This window comes from Paenibacillus sp. DP01, assembly GCF_044784315.1.
Classification (GTDB): domain Bacteria; phylum Bacillota; class Bacilli; order Paenibacillales; family Paenibacillaceae; genus Paenibacillus; species Paenibacillus polymyxa.
On the sequence record NZ_CP173059.1, the window covers coordinates 1,303,335 to 1,319,817 of the forward strand.

Sequence of the window (16,483 nt, forward strand, 5' to 3'; positions counted from 1 at the left end):
ATAAAATTTGGTGGAGAAAATCATGGACAACAAAACATTGCTTGAGAAATTGAACAGTCTTTCAATAGAAGAGAAGATCGGCCAGCTCATCCAACTGACTGGTGATTTTTTTGAAGGAGACATGGATACGGTTGTGACGGGCCCTTTGAAAAAATTGGGGCTAAACACGGACTATAATATTTATAACACGGGCTCCATATTAAACATTACCAACCCGGAAAAAATAATCCGGTTGCAAACCGATTATTTGGAAAAATCAGTTCATAAAATTCCACTGTTATTCATGGCGGATATTATCTATGGCTATCGAACCATTTTCCCAATTCCGATTGCTCAAGCATGTAGCTGGAACTATGAGGGGATAGAGAATGCGGCTTCGATTGCTGCTCAGGAGTGCTACGAGGAAGGCATTCATGTAACCTTTTCCCCCATGGTAGATATGGTTAGAGATCCTCGCTGGGGGCGGGTGATGGAATCACCTGGAGAAGATACCTTGCTGGCGCAGAAATATGCGCAAAGCGTAGTTCTGGGAATCCAGGGCAGCAACTTGGAAGATGGAGCCGTACCAGCTAATAAAATTGCTGCTTGTGTCAAGCATTTTGCCGCTTATGGAGCACCTGTAGCGGGACGTGAATACAATGCCGTGGATCTATCGGAGCATGCATTGCGAGAATATTATTTACCTGGATATCAAGCAGCAATAGAAGCGGGCGCCAAGCTTGTCATGACGGCTTTTAATACGTTGAATGGGATACCTGCGACTGGAAACGAGTGGCTTAACCGTGACGTACTAAGACAGGAAATGAAGTTTGACGGTGTATTGATCTCGGATTACGCCGCTATTGAAGAGTTAATCATGCATGGTTATGCCGAAGATGAGACTTCCGCCGCCAGGCTGGCACTGTTGGCGGGTGTGGATGTGGATATGAAGACGGCAGTGTACGCTAATCAATTGAAGAATGTAATATCTGGTAACGACTATATGCTGGAGCTTCTGAATGAGGCTGTATACCGTGTCTTACAGCTGAAAAATGATTTGGGGCTGTTTGAGGACCCGTTCCGCGGATTACAGGAAATCGTTAAACGTTCAACCAGCAGCATTCTGTCAGACGAACATAAACAAGCGGCACTGTCCTTGGTAGAAGAATCCGTTGTGCTGCTGAAAAACGAAAATAATGTATTGCCATTGTCAAAGGAAACGAAGATAGCTTTAATGGGTCCCTATGCAGAAGAAAATTCCACCCTGGGTATGTGGGCGATCAAGGGAGAGCAGACAGACACTATTAATTTGAAAACGGGGTTGTTACAGCTTGTTGGCCCCGACAATCTCTGGGTATGTAGAGGAAGTTATCTGCTACCTCTTGATGCAAGGGAAACCTTCGATAAATATGCGGACAAACTGGCTGTTGAAACAAGGTCCGAGGAAGCTCTACTGCAAGAAGCCATTAGGCATGCAAATGAAGCAGAAGTCATAGTCCTTGCCTTGGGAGAAAGTATTTATCAGAGCGGAGAAGGTGGATCACGAACGAATCCGACGCTGCCAGAGCCGCAATTGAGATTACTTCATGAATTAAGCTTATTGGGCAAAAAGATCGTTCTGATCGTATATAGTGGAAGACCTTTGATCCTTACCGATGTTGTTGAAAAGGTTGACGCTATAGTTCAGGCCTGGTATCCAGGAACGATGGGCGGAGAAGCGCTGGCTAATATATTGTATGGGAAAGTAAATCCGTCCGGGAAATTAGCAATGACTTTTCCACGTAGCGTCGGTCAGATTCCGGTCTACTACAATGAGCTGAATACAGGGAGACCGAATTTAAAGAAAAATGGATCTTACCGCTTTGCGTCCCGATATATAGATGAAGTAAACGAACCCTTGTATCCGTTTGGCTACGGTTTATCTTATACCTCATTTGAATACAGTCTATTAACCGTCAGCCAAAAGGAAATAAAAACAAATGAGTCAGTGGATATCCGTATTTCTGTATCCAACACTGGAACGTATGATGGAAAAGAAACGATTCAATTATATATTCACGATAAATTTGCAAGTGTTGCAAGGCCAGTGAAAGAATTAAAAGACTTTAGAAAAGTATTTTTACAAAGCGGCGAGACTACAGTTGTGGAATTTTCAATTGATGAAGACATGCTCAAATTTTATGGGCGTGAAATGGAATACAAGAGTGAGCCAGGTGAATTTGAGGTTTATATCGGTTCAAGCTCACAGGACATTTTGCTAAGCTTTAGTTTTACTTTGTTACCGGAGGATAAACATGAATAAAAGCGACGCTTATCATCTTAAATATCATATTACTCCTCCTTACGGGCTATTAAACGATCCTAATGGACTTGCCTTTTTCAATCAACAATATCATGTGTTCTATCAGTGGAACCCCAAAGGAACCGAACATCGAAATAAATGCTGGGACCATGTAGTTTCGAGCGATCTGGTGCATTGGCAAAGGAAAGGCATCGCGCTTGAGCCTTCGGAATGGTATGACAAGGACGGCATTTATTCCGGAGGCGCCATAGTCCATGATGAAAAGCTGTATCTGTTTTACACAGGAAATGTAATCAGGGAAGATGGAGTCCGAGAAAGCTATCAATGCGTAGCCATTTCGGAAGATGGGGAGCATTTCGAGAAAATGGGTCCTTTGTTTGAACATCCACAAGGCTATACCAGACATGTCCGAGACCCGAAAGTATGGAGAGATCGGAACGGGAACTGGTGGCTGATCGTTGGCGCTCAAAGAGAGGATTTGACTGGAGATGCGCTTATCTACAAATCTATAGATTTGTCTGATTGGGAATGCCAAGGATCATTTTTGGACCATGATCATGAATTCGGATATATGTGGGAATGCCCTGATCTACTTCAATTTGCGGAAAATGATATTTTTGTGTTCTCTCCTCAGGGCTTACCAGAAGCAGGCGAATATTATAGAAACCCTAACCAATCGGGATATGTTGTTGGGAAATTAACGAGTACAGGAAAATTCAACGGAAACCTTGCCCATTTTAAAGAGCTTGATCGGGGGTTTGATTTCTACGCGCCACAATCATTCAAGGTGAATGATAGAACCATTATGTTCGGATGGATGAGCGCCATGAATGAAGAAGCAGAGAGGGCTGTTCCCACCATTCAGGAAGGCTGGATTCATGCGCTGACTCTTCCTAGAGAAATCGTATTGTCTAACGGTGTGCTATACCAGAAACCATTGCCGGAATTACAATTGCTAAGAATGGACGGTGTACATTCCAAGGAGAACATTCACAAAAATAGGGTTTGGCTGCTGCCTTCCCTGCAGGTGGAGTGCAATGTTCATTTTTCGAAGCTTACAGAGAACTTCAAAATGATAGTCAGAAATGCTGTGGAAATTGCCTATGATTCGGAAGAAAACAGTTTAACCGTATGGAGAACCAACTGGTTGACGAACCAGAGAGAGTACAGAAAAGCAACGTTAGCCAGTCAAGTTGCAGGCATGCAAATATTTATAGAAAGCTCAAGTCTGGAGATCTTTGTGAACGAAGGCGAGGAAGTATTTTCTCTGCGTTATTTCCTGGAAGATACGGAACAACGCAGTATGGTGCTTGAAGCAGGAGACAATGAAGGAGAAATTGAGATTTATCAGTTGCAGGAATGTGATGCCATAATCAATCATTAAAACTTTATTCTTATCTTTTACCTGAGAGCTACAAGCAGGCAACGAAAGGCTGTTCATTTCTCCGTTTGCGAGAAGAACTGCCTTTTTTTGTCTTAGTCGACTGAAGAGATTTCAGCTTGTGTAGGCATTTTACTATCGGTATAGTATGAGTATTAGAGTATATGACTGAATATAATTACTGTTGATTACTCATAGCTGGTTGATGAGGTGTCGTATGAAGAAAATATATGAACATATTGAAATAGACAGAAGAAAAATGATTAACCTCTTTATGTTTCAATCGACAGATACAGAAAGAGTCATCCCTATGCATTTTCACAGTAATATGGAATTAATCTACTGTACAAGTGGAAGTCTTAAGGTGTGGCATGAAGGAAAAATAACCATTTTGATGGAAAAGGATGCACTGTTCATTAATAGCAATGTACCGCACTCCACCCAAAGTATTACGGAAAACCAGGTCGTTGTATTGCAATTTCCAGCTACCTTTTTTGCCAATGAACAAGTATTCATCCAATTAAACACGCAAGAGCAACAAGTTGAACATACTATACTTTCTAAATTAAGAGAGTTATTTATGGATATATATAACCTGCATATTTCCAAAGGGAAATATGACTATATTTTAGAGCAAAGCCGAATTATTGAACTTAAGTATTTGCTTGTTAATCATTTTAGTGAGGCAGCAGACCTACAGCCGGAGGTATTTAGTGAAAAGCAGCAAAAGATAAAGACGATCATGGACTTTATTAAAGAACATTACGCTGAAAATATTAGCCTAGCGAAAACAGCTCGAATATGTGGCTATTCGGAGGCCTATTTGTCGAGAATGTTTCATGAATATACAGGTCAGACGTTTACGGAGTACAAGCAAATTCTTTGTTTGGAAAAGGCGATTGATTTATTGGAAACAACGAATAAGTCACTTACAGAAATTTCTTACGAGGCAGGCTTTCCCAACGAGAAGTCTTTTAGAAAAGCTTTTAAGGAAGTTATGGGTAAGACCCCTTATGAATATAAAAAATCAAAATTTGATCTGAGTGTGTAAACGACGCCACAAGCGCAAATTTTTTATGGATTATTTTGATAGACTAGAAACATAGGGGCTGTCCTTGAGTCATTTTATGACTATTGGGACAGCCCCTTATTTATATTTGTAGCGAATGAGTTGAGGGGATCAGCCTATCGATTATCCACCGTCTCTGGATACATATCATGGTTCATCATACGGTGTTCTGCGATTTGCTCATACTTCGTTCCCGGCTTGCCGTAGTTGGTGTACGGGTCGATAGAGATACCGCCGCGTGGCGTAAATTTGCCCCATACTTCAATGTAGCGAGGGTCCATCAGCTTAATCAAGTCATTCATGATGATATTGACGCAGTCTTCATGGAAATCACCGTGGTTGCGGAAGCTGAATAGGTACAGCTTAAGGGACTTGCTTTCAACCATTTTAATATCAGGAATGTAGCTGATGTAGATGGTCGCAAAATCAGGCTGTCCTGTAATCGGGCAAAGGCTGGTGAACTCTGGACAATTGAATTTTACAAAATAATCGCGGTACGGGTGTTTATTATCAAAGCTTTCGAGAATGGCGGGATCATAGGCAAATGTGTATTGTGTGCCTTGATTGCCAAGTAGGGTAACGTCGGTCATTTCTTCGGGTTTTCTTCCGGTCATATTGAGTGAGGCTCCTTAAAGTTGGTTTAGTGGTAAAAGAGAGAGGGAGTTATGGTGGGGAGGTTCGGTTAGGCGACGCTTCGCGAAGGATTTGAGCTTCCGATCGCTGTTGAAATGGGATTCTTTCTGATAAAAGATCTATAGGTTAGAATCCCATTTCAAAGGCGAACGCTAACGCTTCTCCAGCTTCAAATCCTCCGCTCCGCTGCTGACCGCCGTCAACACCATAAAGTCCCTACCCGTTTACATGTGGGTTGGGCAGAAGTGAAATTTCGCTCCTTATATTTAAGGAGCGTTATTTTATTGAGAAACCCCGTCTCGCGGACGAGGGTTTCTCTCTTTTTATATGGCTTTGGGCGTCGAGGGTGTACTTCGACTAATTTGGTGTATCTTGTGTATCACATACAGCTCGCATGGAATATATTGTATATACGTGTTATACGCCGCGTTTGTTGCCCCATACGAGGGTGTGGAGCTGCGGGAGTACTCTTACATCGTTGAGTTGGGAATCGTCCATGATACGGTCGATAAGCCATTCATAACGATGTAAAAGAGACTCTGCGATCTGCCCGGTGTTCTCCGTGTTCACATCTGGATTACCCGTCTGGAGGAACAACGGTACGTGTGGATAGCGCTCATGAACGGTGCGGGCATAGGCGAGATCGGTGTCATCGAAGATGACGACCTTCAGGCTGCATGCTCCAGCATATAGTCTGACCGATTCATTATTTGATTCCTGGGTGCACGTTGTAACTGAGACGTTTGTTGTAGACTTGGACGCTCCAGCCATTTTCCGGTTGGTCAGACGGGCCACGATATCATCCAGCACGTCCCAGTTGGTCGTCATGCCAGAGCTGGGCGGCTTCGGGGATAAGGTCACCTCATCAATATCGTACAGCCATTCCTGCCAACGGGAGCCTTGTGTTTCGACAGCTGTAGCAATGCCTTGACTGCGTAACAGGGTAATCAGCGTCCCGAGCTGTGGCAGCAGGACGGGATTGCCTCCGGAAAGGGTCACATGCGAGAACCGTTCGCCGCCGATGGACTGTAGTTCCTGCCAAATATCAGTGGCACTGAGACGACGGATTTGATCCTTGGCGCTGCCGTCCCAGGTAAAGGCGGAGTCGCACCATGAGCAATGGTAATCGCAGCCTGCGGTACGAACAAACATCGTTTTACGACCAATGACCATACCTTCGCCCTGCACGGTGGGACCAAACACCTCCAGCACAGGAATAGGGGCTGCTTTAGCCCTGTCGGGGGTTGCCATAGGTTGGTGAGTAGTTACAGTATTACTCATCGTACATCCACTCCCGTCGGAATTCGGCGTAGCTGGTAGGTGTTTCGAACAGTCGTACAAACTCGGTACGTCCGCCTTCAACACGATTGCAGTATGCATCCGAGGTCAGGGCTGACTCCATTTGTTCAAAGATCCAGACGACCATGTTTTCTGCCGTTGTATTCATTGGCGGGAGCGTTTCATTCAAGTAACGGTGGTCCAGAAAAGGCTCAATTCGCTCTTTCCAGATCGTTTTGATATCACCAAAATCCAGCGTTAGACCTATCTCGCTCGGGATACCGCTTATGCCAAATACGACGATATAAGTATGTCCGTGCAGATTTTTGCATTTGCCTTCGTAACAGTGCAAATGGTGGGCTGCATCGAACGTAAATTGTTTGCTTACGAGTACACGCTTGCGGTGATAACGCAACTGAGAGCGTTCAATGTCTGTCCCGAACTGCTGGAGCTTGTCGACAATACGAAAGGTACCTGGCTCACGCATGGCCTTCAGCTCCTTGGGACGAAGCGCCGCGAACTGCAAGATACTGCTCCAGTCCAGCACGACGAAGATTGCAAGCAGGACATTCGCCACAGCCATCGCCAATGATGCCGTTATAGCACGTTAGTGTACGGGTTCTTACAAATTCAAAAGCTTTCAGCTCATCGGCCATTTGCCAGGTTTCGGCCTTGTTCAACCACATGAGCGGGGTGTGAATCACAAAGGGATAGTCCATCGAAAGGTTCAGTGTGACGTTCAGCGATTTAATAAAGGAATCCCGGCAATCGGGATAGCCGCTGAAATCTGTCTCGCAAACGCCTGTAATGATGTGGCGCGCTCCTTTTTGCTTGGCGAGAACCGCTGCGAAGCTTAGGAACAATAGATTACGACCGTCTACAAAGGTGCTAGGCAGTTCGCCTTCCTCTTGAGTAATGTCAATGTCGGTGCGTGTGAGGGCATTCGGGGCAAGTTGGTTGAGCAGGCTCATATCCAGTACCGTTTGCGGAACACCCAGCTCGCTGGCGATTCCGGCGGCAACTTCAATTTCCTGCTTGTGGCGCTGACCGTAATCGAACGTCACAGTTTCTACTTCGGCAAAATGTTTTTTTGCCCAAAATAAACAGGTTGTACTGTCTTGGCCGCCGCTGAATACGACGACTGCTTTTTCGTTTGTAAACATAAAAAAACCTCTCGATCTTCTTGGAATGGTGTAAGACACAGAGTCTTGTCACGTGGAAGAAGGAGAGTTCTTGAACCGGCTTCAACAAAAAACAGGCCTTGCCCCGCAAATTCATTTTTCAATGCGGAGGACAAAGCATCGTTAGTTTTTTATAGAGGGAGTTCGCGAACCTCTCCCATGCGTTATGCATGGATTTTCTTCATTAGCAGCTGCCACAAGGACAGACAGCTTCCTTGATAGCATTGCCATTATAGCATGGCAGGGCTATTTGATAAACACTCCACCAAATGGAATGACTTCCCTTAAAAATCGTTTGATCACGCCATCGTCGTTCATATCCTGCTGAAGTCGCCGATGATGCTCACCAGCATGAAATAGTACGGTACCGTGTCCCGTCATTTTAAAATGATAGTTCATATGCTGGCTGGCCAAATGGTTACCATATACGGTTAACTCCAGCTTGGCGTTTTCGGGATAGGCAATGACGCTGCTCGCATCGACGTAGATCGGCTCCGACGGATGAAGCTGTTCTTGACATACCAATCCCTGCGTCAAAATGCCAATGTGGCCGATACCGTCAAATTTCATTTTAATGACATCACGGCTAAACAACATGTTTTTCATGCTTAGCAGCTTGGTACGCATTTGGATGCCGGAGCTGTACCAGAACAGGTTGCGGAAATCGTATAGCAAATCGTCGCTTCCTTCCAGCTTGATCATCTTCAGACTAAAGCCAGGAGGAAGTGCTGCAATTAGCCGGCAAGCGCCTGTGAAATCGGCCTGAATCAGTTTGTGCTTGCGATACATGCCTTTAATATTCATCAGCTTATCACTGCGACCTGAGCTGGGTCCGCGATAGGCGATGATTTGCTGCGGATGCAGAACGTGCAGCTTTTCCCCTTCAGCCAGGTCGAGCGTTACGACCGAACCGACACTTTCATCATGGTGTTGTCCTGCTTGTATGTCCATTCAGACCCTTCATCCTTTCAGGCAGTTAGTATCTTCCCGAGCGTCGACGCATCCCGTAACGCAACAGTCGGATACCGATAAAATAACCGGCCAGCAGAATGATAGCCGTGATGATGAGCATTTTATTTCGGTGTGAAGTCTGATCGCGCTGGGTTTGGAGATTTTTCAGTTCTGTAACGGTGTCGTTCAGCTTGCGATTTTGCTCCAGCAGTTGGGCGTTTTGCTTCTGGTAGGTCTCGATGCTGGTACGGGCCTTTTCCAGGTCTTCCTGTGTTTGGCGGTAGCTTTCCTTGAGCTGATATACATCGCCTGGCAAACGTGAAAACTGCTCAAAGCCTTGATATACATCATCCCAATAAGCAGCATGAGCTTCGGGTACACGGGTTACTCCAAAAATAAACAAAAGCGCTATAGCAGCGCAGACAATGCGGCGGTACAAAGCAAAGCGATAAGTTGCTCGTGCCAAGTGATGTTCCCCCTTTTGAGAAACCAAGATGTTAGATGTTACAGATCATTACCCATATCACATGGTTACGTACAATATAATGATTTGGATGCAGCTTTTAGAATATATAGACGACAAATACGGGAAAAGATTATCAAAAAAACTCGATTATTAGTTTAAGTGTAACCTAAAACGGGTATATCAAGGAAGCGGCAACATTCCGGCATTTTTCCCAACAAACGAATTAAGAACCATCCGCACCTGATCAGGGCTTGAACAAAATATATGAACTAGAAATATTAAAATAGATATAGAAGGAGATCTTGAAAGATGAATGAGAGAGAACAAAACTATACAATTTTAAAAATCACTGTAAATGGCAAGCCATTATCGAAGGAGCTTATCGTGGATAGCACTACTTTTGCTCCAATATCCGATATTTGCACAAATACGAAAGTATCTTTAACAGAAACTACGATTTCATAATTTTAAATATAGAAGCAGACTATCATGTAGCCCGGCAAAAGCCGGGCTATTTTTGCGTATTTATGTAATTAGAATGGATGAAAATGTTATTTGCCGAATTAGGTCCCCTTTCATAAAGATTACCATGTATAATTTTCACAATCAAACATATGTTCCCTGACAATATAGTGTCAGATAACACTGTTAATTTAGAGTTACATGTTCTTTTAGGGGGAATTTACCAGTGGTGAAGTCAATGCTCAATGTAACGTACACATGGGACAAAGAGTCTATATCGGCGAATGGGTCCAAACAAGTAAATCTACTGATAGAATGGGGCTATGGGGCTATACGTAAAAGAAAAGGAAATCTAATACCGAAGGCAGCGGGATGTGACCTTCAACTTCAGTTCATTCCAGAAAACGGGGTAAATCTATTAAAAGCTGAAGGGGTGAGGCTCGGGTTTAAACAATCAGAAAACGGAGATTGCATGCTGGTTCACTGTGGTGATGTGCGACGGGGAAAATATAGACAAGCTATTTTAACGTTTTCTATACCGGCTCACGCGTCCGGAAGACATACGATTGGAATGATCGAGTGGAGCTGGCGCAAGCCATCGCAGGAAAAGCGAACGCTGATCCGCACAGACCAGCTTTATATCCATTACACGCACCATCTTGGTCTGCTGAGCATTCCATCCAACCCGAAGGTGGAAAAATACATAAAGCTGAATGAGACGTCCCCAATTGTAAAAAAGGCATTACGTATGTATGAGAAAGGGGAGCCTGAGCGAGGGGCGTTCATCCTTACGAGACAAGCAGATGAATTGCTTATATGTGCAGCTAGAAGCGAAGACATGGATTATCTTGAGGAAGCCGAGTTACTTCTATCCATACGCAATAAATGGAGTGGGTCTTTTGTATCGTTTACTGCGTATAGTTCTAAGGTCTTTTTTAATAAGGAAATATCGTTAGGAGATGTTCGTTTTACGAAGAATAATAGGTTGAGATAGGTAATTGTGCTAGTTTATTTGTGCAAATTAGTGAGTCTAATTTACTATCTTTTTGTAAAGGAGAGACTTCCTTGACTGATCGGTTGATACGTTTAATGCGGATTATTACTATTGTTCAGGCAAATCCAGGAATATTGGCAAGAGAGCTTGCCGAACGTTGTGAAACATCAGAACGTACCATATACCGAGATATGGAGGCGCTAAGCGCTATGCATATTCCGATTACGAATATGGGGCATGGCAAGGGGTACATTTTTATTAGCAATTTTGCTTTGTATCCTCTGAATTGGACAGAAGAAGAGGCAGAGGCTTTTACCAAGCTGGGAGAGATGATGGAAACGATAAAGCCTCTTCTACCGCCAGCCTTTGAAAGTGCTTATGAGAAAGTGATGGCCTCTAGTCAGAAAAAAAAGATGGACCAGACGAGCTTCGCGCAGGAAATGAAAAATATCATCCGGCTCGGCTCGACACTTGATCGGGAAAACCAGCCCTATCTGCTCAGGCTGATTGTTTTGGCGAGTCTTACGCAGCAGACAATTGAAGCGGAATACAGCTCGCCTCAAAATGAAGATGTATCATTGGTGCAAGTAGATCCTTATTGTTTGGTTCCTCAAGATCGGCGATTCTATATGCTTGGTTTTTGTCATAAGCAATCCGCCATGAGAACCTTTCGGATCAGCCGTTTTCGGAATATGAGGATTTTGCCGTATACGTTTCAAAAAAATACATCTGAAATGGAAATGTTTTTTAAAGGCACCTGGTCGGTGACCAAAGGAAATCAAAATATTCGGTTTGTCGTACGTTTCTCTGCCGATTCTGTATATCGGGTCAAAGAGGAGGAGCTGTTCATCAAGCCTCTTCTCAAGGATTTGCCAGATGGAAGTTTGTTGTTTGAGGTGACGGTCAATCATGACCGTGAATTTCTGGATTGGCTCACATCCTATGGAGCTGAGGCCGAGATTCTGGAACCTTTACGGTACCGCAAACGTATGCAAGAAATGCTGCGAACCTGGGGGGCGTTTTACTTCGATAAAAAGGCAGGAAATCAAGAATAACAGGGGGAAGATCCCCCGGAACGGGCCGGGGAGCTATCTGCTTAACGGTCCTTAAACAGGTTGGCGAGATTGCCGAAGGGACTGTACTGCTCCTGTTCTTCTTCTGGTGAGGAGTAGACGAGCTTTGAGCCGCGACTTTCCTCATCGTCGGCAGCATTATGAACTAATGTAAGACGATCAAAATGGTACATGAAAACCTGAGCGGTGTTCACGGCATCATCCAGTGCCCGATGCTGTTGACCGTCAAAGTCAATGTTGCACAATTCCAACGCCTGAGACAGGCTCAACTGACGATACTTTCCATTGGAACTAAACAGACGGGAAATTTGCTTCTGTATATCATTTGTATTATGAATCCAACCGAGATCTACATGATGGGTACGACAATGGGATACCAGCTTCTGACGGTCATCCGGTCCCCATGCGCATAAATAATAGGGCGAATCTGTACCGAGCCAGGCAATAAATTGCTTCACAGCTTCAGGAAAGAGTGGAGCGGCATCAATGTCTCGTTGAGTAATACCCGTGAATTGAACGGTATCTGTAGAGATCACAGGTCGATTCGATGGTCTCACAAAACTGTGAAATGTATCCGCAACGAATAGGCCATCGTCTCCCTGAATAACTTTGACGGCACCGATATCAATAATTTCGGAGGAATATCTGGCGTTACGGCTAACGGTAAATTCAAGATCATAAATAATGTATTGCATATAATGGACTCCTTCCACACACATAACTGATCCCGATGGATACCGGGACAAATGTTCTCTGCCCGAATAACTCTTCTCCATCATACCTCTCGGTTCACAACTTGTCAGCGGTTAAAAGGCTTGCTTTCAAAAAAAATATGCGATGTCCAAATGAGCTTGGACTATCGCATATCTAAAAAATCCTGACATATAGCAGCATCCGAAACCACTTGGATTCCGAATGCTGTTTATGCTAGCTATTGAATTAGGCCGGGAGGTCCAACTTTTGACCCGGATAAATGCGGTGAGGATTCTTCAACTTATTCAACTGCTGAAGCTGTTGCCAGGTAGTACCGTGTTTGCGGGAAATGTCATACAGTGTATCCCCAGATTTTACAACATATACGTGGCTATTTGCAGCTTGTGCAGTAGCCGAAGCCTGCTGTGGCTTGCTAGTTTGAGACTTGGCAGGTGTCGATTTCACAGGTGCTGGTTTCGCAGCCGATGTGGAATCGGATTGCGGTATCTCCTGCAGAGGTGCTGGCGTCGTGGCTGGAGCAGACGGTACAGCTTGTGTGGCAGGGACAGAAGTTTTTCCGTCTGCCTTGGCTTCCTGAATACGGCCGGCCGCTTGTACTTGCAGGCTAGTAGACCCGGCCTTTTGTATATAGCGGATTAACGCTTCATCCAGCGATCCGAACATACCTGCCTGTGGATATTTAGCGAACATCGTATATTGGTCACCACCTACGGCAGTAAAATCATTGGTAGCCAGTGTATATGTTGCCTCAGGATCAAGGGCCTTGCCACCGATCAGGATGGAGTGAACACGGCTGCCTTTGGCTGCTGAGGTGTCTATTTTGAATGAGATACCGGACACCTGAGGGAAGCCCCCGCTTGGTTCCGGGTAGGAGGCTGCGCCATTTTCCAGTGCGGCCTGAAGGTCAGAGCCTTTCACTTTCAGGGTGACGATTTGGTTGCCGAAAGGCAGTACGGTGATGATGTCTCCCTTGGTAATCGTTCCTGCTTTGATGGAAGCACGGATGCCGCCACCGTTCGTTAAAGCCACGTCTGCTCCCGAAACGTCACGCATAGCATCAGTGAGCAGGTCGCCGAGATTAGTTTCACCCGCACGTACCTTTTCGCGCGCGCCCTCCAGATCTACACTGGTTTGTGCTACAACCTCTTTAAGAATAGGTTCTTGCTCCTTCTGAATGGAGGCGATTAATGCAGCAATTTCAGCGTTGGGCTGCACGTCAGCAGCTTGAGTCGAATCGATCAGCTTCGCTTGCTTTTGGATAACCTTGCCGCCATCGACCCACAGATCCACCACACCTAGATACTTGGTGTATTCACCTGCACTAGCGATTAACGTGCCATTGTCACCGACCAGGCCTTTTTCCAGCACGGTATGGCTGTGTCCATCGATGAAAATATCAATGCCAGGCACTTCCTTCACAACCTTGAGGCTGGTGTCTTTGCTGGATGCATCTTGTCCCAGGTGACCCAGAGCAACGACGACATCTACTTTGCTGCGGATTTCGTCTACTGCCGCTTTGGCTTCAGCCGCAGGGTCGGTGAATTGAATGCCCTCCACATTTTTAGGATTGGTTTTATATGCTGTTTCAGGCGTAGTTAGGCCGATAATACCGATTTTAACGCCATCTACTTCTTTAATAGTATACGGTTGGAACAAGCGTGTTCCGTCGGTTTGCTTAATGTTGGCGCTCAGTACAGGGAACTGAATCTCTTTACTCAGCTCAACCAGATGCTTCCAGCCGTAGTTAAACTCATGGTTACCCGGAACCATTGCATCATAGCGCAGCTTGTTAATCACTTTCACGATACTCTCACCATTGACCAGAGTAGCGAAGGTCGTTCCATGAACGGTATCCCCGTCATCCAGCAGCAATGTATTAGGGTTAGCGGCGCGATATTGGTCGATGATTCCCGCCAGCTTGGCGAACCCCATTTCCTTGTCGTTAGCGACCACGTGAGCATGGGTATCATTCGTATGTAGGATAGTGATGTGTTTACCGCTGACTGGAGTCGTTGTTGTCCCCGTTCCCGCTGTTCCCGCATTAGTAGCTGGGTCCGCTGCTGCTGTACCGAGACATCCGAACAGAAGCGCGGCGGTCGTCAAGATCGACGAGAGTTTTTTCCATGAGTTCATGTTGTTCCTTCAACCTCCCATAAAATGAATGAATTAGAGAAACCGCTTACGTCCACATTTTATCAGATGATTGTAAAAATAACTCTTATTTTATATCAAAGCACTACATTTTTTTGAGATATCGGTTGTTAAACACACCGTCTAGTTACCTATATTGTAGAGGCAGTAATAGACAGCAACTCATAGAATAGGAACTATTGTTCTGTTTTGTGATCAAAAAAAAGGGCAGTCTCTTTGGGCAGCCCGATCCGGGGTAAATAGTGATCCAATGTTTCGTCAGCCAGCGGCGGATTGCCTGCACTCAGCAAAAGCACGGCAAAGCGATTAGCCTGCTGTTCAAATTTTCCTGGAGAAAAGTAGGAATGCTCCTCCATAAAAAAGCGACTAATACCTTTATGCAGTCGGTCATGTCCCAATTCATGCGCACAGACGAACCGTTCCCACTCTGGTGTAAGGCCATTGTGAATGACGATAAATCTTCTGCGCAGCTTGTGATAATACAACCCTTTGGTTGTGGAGCCCAGATCGCAGTATCGGATATGGATGCCTAGGGCTTTCGCAATATCGAAGGGGCAATTAGTGCGGTATTTTCGGACAAGTTGGTGAATGAGTTCCTTCATACGATCACCTACTATCCCTGATCTTTGCTCGCACCGGGATCGGCGGGCTTTTTATGTTTGTTCATTTGCTTGGCTTCCCAGAACAGGCCTGTCAGTACGTCCTTGATTCGTTGCCGGTCTTTTTCATCCAGCGGAATGCCATCAAACATTAATTCGTCGTCTTCCTCCAACATTTTTTTAAAATCCCGGCGGTCTTTGGAGTTTGCCCATTCTGGTACAGTAGAACGATAAAGTTCGTGTGGGTTTTGCTCTATTGAATCATCGTCCGCCCAATATCCGGCGGCCTTCATCATTTCGGTATAGGATACGCTGAGCGCGTCCGCTATTTTGCGGAGGGTGGAGGGTTTGGGCACTCCGCGCAGCCCATTTTCGATGCGGGAAATTTGTGAATTACTAATACCTGCGGCATCTGCTAATTGGTTGATGCTCAATTGCTTGTGCTCACGCTGCTGTTTTAGGTAAGTTCCGAATGCTGGCTGTTCCACAATGGAGCTCCTTTCTGCAATAGAATCATAGAATTAGCTTTATTATACCATTAGGCAAATAGTAAAAGCACGTAATATGCCAAAAGGCATAGAAAGGTAGAGCGAATATCCTGTTTTTGGGGCTATATTGCTTTTTTTCACGATGGATACCTATCCTAAATAATGTTATGTTATACTCAAGATACGAACAAAAGGGGAACAAAATGTAAACAAGTGCGTTTTTATTTGAAAATACATCATTGTCAAAAGGCATAATATAAGGAGTGTTGCTTTTCATGAGAAATAACTTACCCGAATTAGACCGTCGCAAAACGCAGAATGCATTGGAGGGTGTATTTGAGAAATACCGGATTTATAAAACAATAACCTTTATGGATCGGGAAAGCTTTATTACTGCTGGCTATACGGATCGCCCGAACGGACCCACGAATGTGACAAGCGACCCAACGGCCCGGACTGCTGTATATAATGTAGATGCTCCTGCCGCCCGCTTGGCCTATTGCCAAATGGTGGATGCCGTAGTGAGCCGCTTGAATGAACGTGAACAGTTGCTGATCCGTGAACGTTATTTAAAGGATGATGATGTGTTCGATTACAAGGTTTACAATTATGTGCTGGACCCGCCAGTCAGCAAAGATACGTATACGAAGCTTCGCACACGTGCTTTTTACAAAATGGCGCTAGCGCTGGCAGACCAAGGCGTTCTGAATCTGGCAAACTTGCAAAAGGGTGCGGATCGCAGACTGGGGTAGGTAAATGCAT

At 45.0% G+C, this 16,483-nt stretch carries 17 protein-coding genes and 1 riboswitch; of the genes, 7 read left to right on the top strand and 10 right to left on the bottom strand.

Annotated elements, in window-relative coordinates; genetic code table 11:
- The first annotated feature begins 22 nt into the window (after nucleotides 1-22).
- The 3 genes from bglX to ACH59B_RS05680 all read left to right on the top strand — a co-directional run bounded on the left by bglX (nucleotide 23) and on the right by ACH59B_RS05680 (nucleotide 4,713).
- Nucleotides 23-2,281 carry a beta-glucosidase BglX gene (bglX, locus tag ACH59B_RS05670; protein WP_016821338.1) on the top strand — a complete coding sequence of 753 codons (2,259 nt, stop codon included), beginning with the start codon at nucleotides 23-25 and terminating at the stop codon, nucleotides 2,279-2,281.
- A complete protein-coding gene (locus ACH59B_RS05675; protein ID WP_016821337.1) occupies nucleotides 2,274-3,665 on the top strand; it encodes a glycoside hydrolase family 32 protein in 1,392 nt (463 codons plus the stop codon). Before bglX ends, ACH59B_RS05675 begins: the two co-directional genes overlap by 8 nt.
- 214 nt (nucleotides 3,666-3,879) lie before the next feature.
- A complete protein-coding gene (locus ACH59B_RS05680; protein WP_016821336.1) occupies nucleotides 3,880-4,713 on the top strand; it encodes an AraC family transcriptional regulator in 834 nt (277 codons plus the stop codon).
- Between the two features lie 134 nt (nucleotides 4,714-4,847).
- Here the strand turns inward: ACH59B_RS05680 and queF are convergent, their stop codons facing one another.
- The 6 genes from queF to ACH59B_RS05710 form a co-directional block, all read right to left on the bottom strand.
- Complete coding sequence (queF, locus tag ACH59B_RS05685) at nucleotides 4,848-5,345, bottom strand: preQ(1) synthase (protein WP_017426398.1); 498 nt, start codon at nucleotides 5,343-5,345, stop codon at nucleotides 4,848-4,850.
- Between the two features lie 436 nt (nucleotides 5,346-5,781).
- Nucleotides 5,782-6,645 carry a 7-carboxy-7-deazaguanine synthase QueE gene (gene queE / locus ACH59B_RS05690; protein WP_404303481.1) on the bottom strand — a complete coding sequence of 288 codons (864 nt, stop codon included), beginning with the start codon at nucleotides 6,643-6,645 and terminating at the stop codon, nucleotides 5,782-5,784.
- Nucleotides 6,638-7,129 (bottom strand): 6-carboxytetrahydropterin synthase QueD, encoded by a 492-nt coding sequence (queD, locus tag ACH59B_RS05695; protein WP_016821333.1) that lies wholly within the window; start codon nucleotides 7,127-7,129, stop codon nucleotides 6,638-6,640. The genes queE and queD overlap by 8 nt, the downstream gene beginning before the upstream one ends.
- On the bottom strand, nucleotides 7,122-7,805 hold the full coding sequence (gene queC / locus ACH59B_RS05700) for a 7-cyano-7-deazaguanine synthase QueC (RefSeq protein ID WP_016821332.1): 684 nt from the start codon (nucleotides 7,803-7,805) through the stop codon (nucleotides 7,122-7,124). Before queC ends, queD begins: the two co-directional genes overlap by 8 nt.
- Before the next feature lie 135 nt (nucleotides 7,806-7,940).
- A riboswitch (PreQ1 riboswitch) is annotated at nucleotides 7,941-7,984 on the bottom strand.
- Nucleotides 7,985-8,069: 85 nt separating this feature from the next.
- Nucleotides 8,070-8,774 (bottom strand): AIM24 family protein, encoded by a 705-nt coding sequence (locus ACH59B_RS05705; RefSeq protein WP_016821331.1) that lies wholly within the window; start codon nucleotides 8,772-8,774, stop codon nucleotides 8,070-8,072.
- A gap of 25 nt (nucleotides 8,775-8,799) precedes the next feature.
- Nucleotides 8,800-9,240 (bottom strand): hypothetical protein, encoded by a 441-nt coding sequence (locus ACH59B_RS05710; RefSeq protein WP_016821330.1) that lies wholly within the window; start codon nucleotides 9,238-9,240, stop codon nucleotides 8,800-8,802.
- 309 nt (nucleotides 9,241-9,549) lie between these two features.
- On the opposite strand from ACH59B_RS05710, the gene ACH59B_RS05715 reads away from it, so the two are divergent.
- The 3 genes from ACH59B_RS05715 (at nucleotide 9,550) to ACH59B_RS05725 (ending at nucleotide 11,751) form a co-directional block, all read left to right on the top strand.
- The gene (locus tag ACH59B_RS05715; protein WP_016821329.1) at nucleotides 9,550-9,705 is read left to right on the top strand and encodes a hypothetical protein; all 156 of its coding nucleotides are present in this window, start codon (nucleotides 9,550-9,552) and stop codon (nucleotides 9,703-9,705) included.
- A 223-nt stretch (nucleotides 9,706-9,928) separates the two neighbouring features.
- The gene (locus tag ACH59B_RS05720; protein ID WP_016821328.1) at nucleotides 9,929-10,696 is read left to right on the top strand and encodes a hypothetical protein; all 768 of its coding nucleotides are present in this window, start codon (nucleotides 9,929-9,931) and stop codon (nucleotides 10,694-10,696) included.
- A gap of 71 nt (nucleotides 10,697-10,767) precedes the next feature.
- Nucleotides 10,768-11,751, top strand: a complete 984-nt coding sequence (locus ACH59B_RS05725) for a YafY family protein (protein ID WP_016821327.1) — start codon at nucleotides 10,768-10,770, stop codon at nucleotides 11,749-11,751.
- Nucleotides 11,752-11,792: 41 nt separating this feature from the next.
- On the opposite strand, the gene ACH59B_RS05730 is transcribed toward ACH59B_RS05725, so the two are convergent.
- From ACH59B_RS05730 to ACH59B_RS05745, 4 genes are all read right to left on the bottom strand, one after another.
- On the bottom strand, nucleotides 11,793-12,464 hold the full coding sequence (locus ACH59B_RS05730; RefSeq protein WP_016821326.1) for a 3'-5' exonuclease: 672 nt from the start codon (nucleotides 12,462-12,464) through the stop codon (nucleotides 11,793-11,795).
- Nucleotides 12,465-12,708: 244 nt separating this feature from the next.
- On the bottom strand, nucleotides 12,709-14,616 hold the full coding sequence (locus ACH59B_RS05735) for a 5'-nucleotidase C-terminal domain-containing protein (protein ID WP_031463043.1): 1,908 nt from the start codon (nucleotides 14,614-14,616) through the stop codon (nucleotides 12,709-12,711).
- A 194-nt stretch (nucleotides 14,617-14,810) separates the two neighbouring features.
- On the bottom strand, nucleotides 14,811-15,236 hold the full coding sequence (locus ACH59B_RS05740; protein ID WP_017426406.1) for an ImmA/IrrE family metallo-endopeptidase: 426 nt from the start codon (nucleotides 15,234-15,236) through the stop codon (nucleotides 14,811-14,813).
- 11 nt (nucleotides 15,237-15,247) lie between these two features.
- Entirely contained in the window at nucleotides 15,248-15,721 is a 474-nt protein-coding gene (locus ACH59B_RS05745) for a helix-turn-helix domain-containing protein (RefSeq protein ID WP_013369769.1), read from the bottom strand.
- Between the two features lie 275 nt (nucleotides 15,722-15,996).
- Between ACH59B_RS05745 and ACH59B_RS05750 the strand changes: the two genes are divergently transcribed.
- Entirely contained in the window at nucleotides 15,997-16,473 is a 477-nt protein-coding gene (locus ACH59B_RS05750; protein WP_017426408.1) for an ArpU family phage packaging/lysis transcriptional regulator, read from the top strand.
- Nucleotides 16,474-16,483 lie beyond the last annotated feature (10 nt).